The sequence below is a fragment of the Romboutsia sp. genome (assembly GCF_035470145.1).
GTDB lineage: Bacteria > Bacillota > Clostridia > Peptostreptococcales > Peptostreptococcaceae > Romboutsia_D.
On record NZ_DATIRC010000008.1, the window covers coordinates 1 to 5,776 of the forward strand.

At 28.6% G+C, this 5,776-nt stretch carries 9 protein-coding genes; 7 read left to right on the plus strand and 2 right to left on the minus strand.

The features are described from left to right. The 7 genes from VLM92_RS00190 to VLM92_RS00220 all read left to right on the plus strand — a co-directional run. The coding region (locus VLM92_RS00190) for an Mrp/NBP35 family ATP-binding protein (protein WP_325274338.1) at positions 1-826 on the plus strand (826 nt) is incomplete at its 5' end. Further along, positions 827-1,192, plus strand: a complete 366-nt coding sequence (locus tag VLM92_RS00195) for a NifB/NifX family molybdenum-iron cluster-binding protein (RefSeq protein WP_325274339.1) — start codon at positions 827-829, stop codon at positions 1,190-1,192. Positions 1,193-1,211: 19 nt separating this feature from the next. After that, the gene (locus tag VLM92_RS00200) at positions 1,212-2,042 is read left to right on the plus strand and encodes an ATP-binding protein (RefSeq protein WP_325274340.1); all 831 of its coding nucleotides are present in this window, start codon (positions 1,212-1,214) and stop codon (positions 2,040-2,042) included. Next, on the plus strand, positions 2,033-2,881 hold the full coding sequence (locus VLM92_RS00205; RefSeq protein ID WP_325274341.1) for an ATP-binding protein: 849 nt from the start codon (positions 2,033-2,035) through the stop codon (positions 2,879-2,881). The genes VLM92_RS00200 and VLM92_RS00205 overlap by 10 nt, the downstream gene beginning before the upstream one ends. A gap of 71 nt (positions 2,882-2,952) precedes the next feature. After that, positions 2,953-3,309: a NifB/NifX family molybdenum-iron cluster-binding protein gene (locus tag VLM92_RS00210; RefSeq protein WP_325274342.1), complete on the plus strand. Its 357-nt coding sequence runs from the start codon at positions 2,953-2,955 to the stop codon at positions 3,307-3,309. A gap of 16 nt (positions 3,310-3,325) precedes the next feature. Further along, the gene (locus VLM92_RS00215; protein WP_331681641.1) at positions 3,326-3,784 is read left to right on the plus strand and encodes a transcriptional repressor; all 459 of its coding nucleotides are present in this window, start codon (positions 3,326-3,328) and stop codon (positions 3,782-3,784) included. After that, positions 3,768-4,214 carry a DUF134 domain-containing protein gene (locus VLM92_RS00220; RefSeq protein ID WP_325274343.1) on the plus strand — a complete coding sequence of 149 codons (447 nt, stop codon included), beginning with the start codon at positions 3,768-3,770 and terminating at the stop codon, positions 4,212-4,214. The genes VLM92_RS00215 and VLM92_RS00220 overlap by 17 nt, the downstream gene beginning before the upstream one ends. Before the next feature lie 28 nt (positions 4,215-4,242). Here the strand turns inward: VLM92_RS00220 and VLM92_RS00225 are convergent, their stop codons facing one another. Together VLM92_RS00225 and VLM92_RS00230 are read right to left on the minus strand one after the other, a co-directional pair. Further along, on the minus strand, positions 4,243-4,980 hold the full coding sequence (locus VLM92_RS00225) for an EcsC family protein (protein WP_325274344.1): 738 nt from the start codon (positions 4,978-4,980) through the stop codon (positions 4,243-4,245). A gap of 51 nt (positions 4,981-5,031) precedes the next feature. Then, on the minus strand, positions 5,032-5,776 hold a 745-nt coding region (locus VLM92_RS00230), incomplete at its 5' end, for a MerR family DNA-binding protein (protein ID WP_325274345.1).

Genomic DNA, 5,776 nt, shown 5'->3' on the forward strand with positions numbered 1-5,776 from the left:
TAACTCATGTCCATCAAGTGATGGATGCACTAAAGATAAGCAACAATGTATGATAGAAAATAACCCAATGAATAATATTAAAAATGTCATAGGGGTTATGAGTGGTAAAGGTGGAGTAGGAAAATCTACTATATCAGTGATGATTGCTAAACAATTGAGTCAATCTGGTTACAAGGTAGGAATATTAGATGCTGATATAACAGGGCCTAGTGTGCCAAGATTACTTGGACTAAAAGACAAAAAAGCAGATTCTACTGAGCAATTTATATTTCCTGTAGAAACAGAAGATAAAATAAAAGTTATGTCATTAAATTTCTTAATTAAAGATGAAAATGAACCTGTAATATGGAGAGGTGCAATGATTTCAAATGCAGTTAAGCAATTTTGGACTGATGTACTTTGGGAAGAGTTAGACTATTTAATAATTGATATGCCTCCAGGAACAGGGGATGTGGCATTAACTGTAATGCAGTCTATTCCTATTAGTGGAATTGTGATGGTATCTGTACCTCAAGATTTAGTTTCGATGATTGTTTCTAAAGCTATAAATATGACCAAAAAAATGGGCATTAAAACTTTAGGTATTATTGAAAATATGAGTTACATACTTTGTCCAGATTGCGATAAGAAGATAAGGTTATTTAATGGAGACAATGTAGAAGAGTTCTTAAAGTCAAGTAATTTAAACCTTCTGGGTGAATTACCAATGACAAGTACTATTTGTAATTTATCAAATTATGGTTATGAAAATGAAAAGGAAAGCTTAGACACATTATTTAGTCCAATAGTTACAAATATGTTAAATGCATTAAAGGAGGAAAAATAAATGAAGGTTGCAATTTCAACAGCAGGAAAAAATATAGATAGTTTATTAGATTCAAGATTTGGAAGATGTGAATATTTTCAAATTCATGATAGTGAAAGCAAAGAGGTTATAGTTATTGAGAATAAAGGGTTAACATGTAGCGGTGGAGCAGGTATAGCAGCAGCACAACAATTAATTGATGAAAATGTAGATGTAGTAATTACAGGAAATCTTGGACCTAACGCTTTTAAAATTATTGAAAAAGCAGAAATCAAGTCATATAGATGTGAAAATATTTCTATACAATCGGTGTTAGAAAAATTCAAAAACAATGAACTAGAAGAGATAACTCTTGCAGGCCCAGCACATAATGGAATGGGGCATTAAGCCAAAGGAGGAATAAAATTTGAATATTGCAGTATTAAGTGGAAAAGGAGGAACAGGTAAAACAACAGTTTCCACAAATCTGGCATTAGCACTAAAAGCAAATTACATTGATTGTGATGTAGAAGAGCCAAATGGATTTTTATTTTTAAAACCAGATATAAAAGAAACAAAAGATGTTTTAGTGGAATATCCATTTATAGATGATAGTAAATGTACTTCTTGTGGAGAATGTGCACAGGTTTGTCAATTTAATGCTCTTGCTAAAGTTAAAGATAATATATTACTTTTTGAAAAACTATGCCATAGCTGTGGCGCTTGTGAAATTATCTGTAAATCTGAGGCAATAAATTATAGAAAAAGAGAAACAGGTAAGATTGAAAAAGGATTATTAGGAGATATAAATTGTAGCAGAGGAGTTTTAAATATAAGTGAACCTATGGCAGTGCCTATAATAAAAGAGTTGCTTCAAGAATTATCAAAAGATAATAACTTAATTGATTGTCCACCAGGAACATCTTGTAATGTAGTAAATGCTTTGAAATATGCAAATGGAGCAATACTTGTTACAGAACCTACGGAATTCGGACTTCATGATATGAAAATGGCTTTAGAACTAGTTAAAATGTTTAATATACCTTTTGGGATAATCATTAATAAAGATGATGGCAAATATAACCTTGTAAAGAAATATTGTAAAGAAAAAAATATCAATATAATAGGTACAATACCTTACAGTAAAGACATAGCCATAGGTTATTCAAAGGGAGATATTTTATATAATAATTTAGATCACAAGCATATATTTGATGAATTATGTGCAAGGACAAAGGAGGTGCTACAATGGAGTTAGTAGTTTTAAGTGGTAAAGGTGGAACAGGAAAAACTACCATTGCAACAGCACTATCAGAACTTGCTCAAGATGTAGTTAGAATTGATTGTGATGTAGATGCACCTAACTTTTATCTTTTTTATAATGGAAAAGATATTGAAAGTAAAGGTTTTATAGGTAGTAAAAAGGCTATAATGAATGAAGAACTTTGCATAAAATGTGGTAAATGTGAAGATGTCTGTAGATTTAATGCTATAGAAAATTTAAAGATAAATCCTTTCTTATGTGAAGGTTGTGGCGCTTGTACTTTAGTTTGTCCTAAAAACGCTATAATTTTAGAAGATGAAAAAATCGCAGATACATTTATTACAGAGCTAGATAAAGGAATTATTTCTAGAGCGCAAATGGAAATTGGAAGTGATGGTTCAGGAAAGCTTATAACACACTTACGTAAGAATGGTAAGAAGTTTAACAAAGATGAAAGATTAATCATAATAGATGGATCACCTGGAATAGGATGTCCAGTAATATCTTCAATAACTGGCAGTGATGCAGTTTTAATTGTAACAGAACCAACTAAATCAGGACTTGAAGATTTAATGAGAGTGGTTTCTTTATGCCAGTACTTTGGTATATTTACAATGGTTTGTATAAATAAATATGATATAAATGAAGAAATGAGTTTAGAAATACAAAGATTTGTAAATGAACGAGGACTAAAATTTGTTGGAAAAATTCCTTATGATGATACTGTTAGGAAGTCTATAAATGAATTAAAACCAATAACTCATTATAAAGAAAGTATAGCAAACAAAGCAATTGAAGATATATGGACTAATGTAAAAGACTTTATTTTTTAGATTAAAATGAGCAAAGTAATATAAATTTATAAAGAAGGATAAAATAATTAATATTTTAGGAGGAATTTAAAATGAAAATAGTAGTTTCAAGTGAAGGAAAGCAAGTAAGTGGACATTTTGGACATTGTGAAGGATTTACTGTTTATGAAGTTGAAGAAGGTAAAGTATTAAACAAAACCTTTGTAGAAAGTCCAGGACATAGACCAGGATTTTTACCAGTATTTTTAAAGGATTTAGGTGCAAATGTTGTTATTGCTGGTGGAATGGGAGAAACAGCACAACAATTATTTAAAGAAAGAGAAATAGAAGTAGTTGTTGGAGCAAGTGGTTTATGTGATGATTTAATAGAGGCATATTTAAAAGGGCAATTAAAATCAACAGGAAGTGTTTGTAGAGAACATCAACATGAAGGAAACTGTGGTCATTAATATTAAGGAGAATTAAATGGATAAAGATTTGATGCATTTTAAGAAAATAATTGAGAAAAGTGGTCATAAATTTACAAAGCAAAAGCAAAGTATATTAAAAATATTGATTAAATCTCATATTCATTTAAGTGCTGAAGAAATATATAAAATTGTAAAAGTGGACTCTGTTGGTCTTGCCACTGTTTACAGAAGTTTAAAGAGTTTTAAAGAATTAAATATTGTAAAAGAAATCAATGTAAATGGAATAAATTATTATGAAATGAAAATATTTAGTGGAAAACCCCTGCATATACACTTTAAATGTAGTAAATGTAATAGTATAATAGATATAGATAGTAAGTCTTTAATTTTAGATTATTTAAAATTGAATAGTAAGACAGAGAAAGAAAATGATTTAACAGTATTTGATGCAGATATAATGTTAATTGGATTATGTAATAAATGTAGGGAGAATAAAAATGCCAAGACCAACTAAATTTAGAAGAGTAGAGTTCTTTCCAGAAAATAATTATTTTGTACCAATAGGAAAATCTAAATGTGAACTTGAAGAAATAGTTTTAAAGGTAGAAGAACTTGAAGCAATGAGGCTTAAAGATATAGAAGAACTAAATCAAGAAGAATGTGCAAAGAGAATGAAGGTATCAAGACAAACCTTTCAAAACATAATTGATGGGGCAAGAAAAAAGGTTGCTATGGCCTTAACAGAAGGAAAGGCAATTAATATCAGTGGAGGACATTACACTACAAATCATTGTAAGTTTAAATGCATGGATTGTGGAACAATGTATCATATCAATTATGAACAAGATAAATCATCTTGTCCGGATTGTGGATCTCAAAGCGTAATGTGCAGCAAAAAGGCCGAATTTTGTGGAAGATGGTGTCATGGACAAAATATAAGGTAATATAAAAACATCCTTGTAACCAGTTAGATTACAGGGATGTTTTTATATCATCATTTAATATCCTCATATGATAAGAATACACAGCATATTCGCCAAGTTTATAAACTAATTTATTATTAACATAAGCTCCAACAAAAGCACCTATTCCAGGAACTAACTGAAGTAGCTTAGCTAAATCAATATAATCTCTATATTCCTGCTGGAAACTTCTCCAATTGAAATCATTTATATCACTAGACAAAGTAGCCTTATACTCATTCCAAATTTCCATTTTATCAAAAATCTTATTAACATGATCTTGGCTTGAAAAAGCAAGTTGGAAAATACTTAATATATATATCCTCTCTCTATAATCACTAACATCAAACCCATAAATACTAGCAAGCTCATAAAGAAGCTTTATTTTTATACTAAGCAAAAGAGGTAAATCAGTAAGTCCTATCAATATACCCCCTGCACCAGTACCAGCCCCTTCTAACATAGCAGTATTTTTGTAGAATTTTATTTTTTGATAAGCTAAAGTATCTCTTTCTTCTAAAGAAAGGTTTAGTAAAGGTTTTTTAGTAGTATATTTAGAGCCAAATAAAACAACCTGCGTCATATTTTTTATAGCTGAAGTAATAATATTATGATAATTATCAGGTAGCATAGAATTAAATTTATTTTGGGTACCCTTTGAAACTTTGTTAAGTATAGATGGTTTTTTTCTCATTTTAGATTTCCATTTTTGAAGTTCTTGTAACTTTATATAATTATAATTTTCCATTTTATCACCTATTTAAATATTTTATATTTTAAATTTCCTATTATTATAATACTACTTACATTTTGAAATTAAAAGCTTACATGATTTTTCTACTGCAATAGATATTTGAGTTATATAATCATCATCAAATTTACAAGTAAAAGCATCTAAAAAACCATCTTCATAAGAATTCCCTATTATTTCATAGTTATTTTCATGTATAAAGTTAAGCAATTTACTATAAGACTTATGTGATGATTCATAGCTTCCAATATGATTTATAAAAGCATAAGTTCCTTTTGGTTTTACATGCAAATATTTATCATTTATCTTAGAATCTACTTTAATATATAAAGTATTTAAGTTTGTAAAATTGTTACTTTTTATACTTTCTTTGTTTACTATCGCGCTAATTGGATATCCATTATCAAAAATTTGTTTATCCTTACAAAAACTTATAAAATTTATTATACCCATCATTATAACTTTAAAGTCATCGCTTTCTAATTCCTCAGATTTAATAATAAACTCTTCTTCACATTCTTTTATATACGGTTCTAAGTTATTTTTATACTGTATACCTTTTTTTATTATATCTATCTTATTTTCCATTTTCTTGCTGATATTCTGTAAATGTTGAATTTGTTTTTTAACCAAATCATTTTCTTTTTCAAGTATATCAATAGCATCTTTAGGTGTTCTATTGTCTAAATAATCTTTAATATCCTCAAGGGATAATCCAATATCTCTTAAGCTAAGTAATATATCTAAAGTATCAAATTGCTTTAACGAGTAATATCTAAAATTATTTTCATCC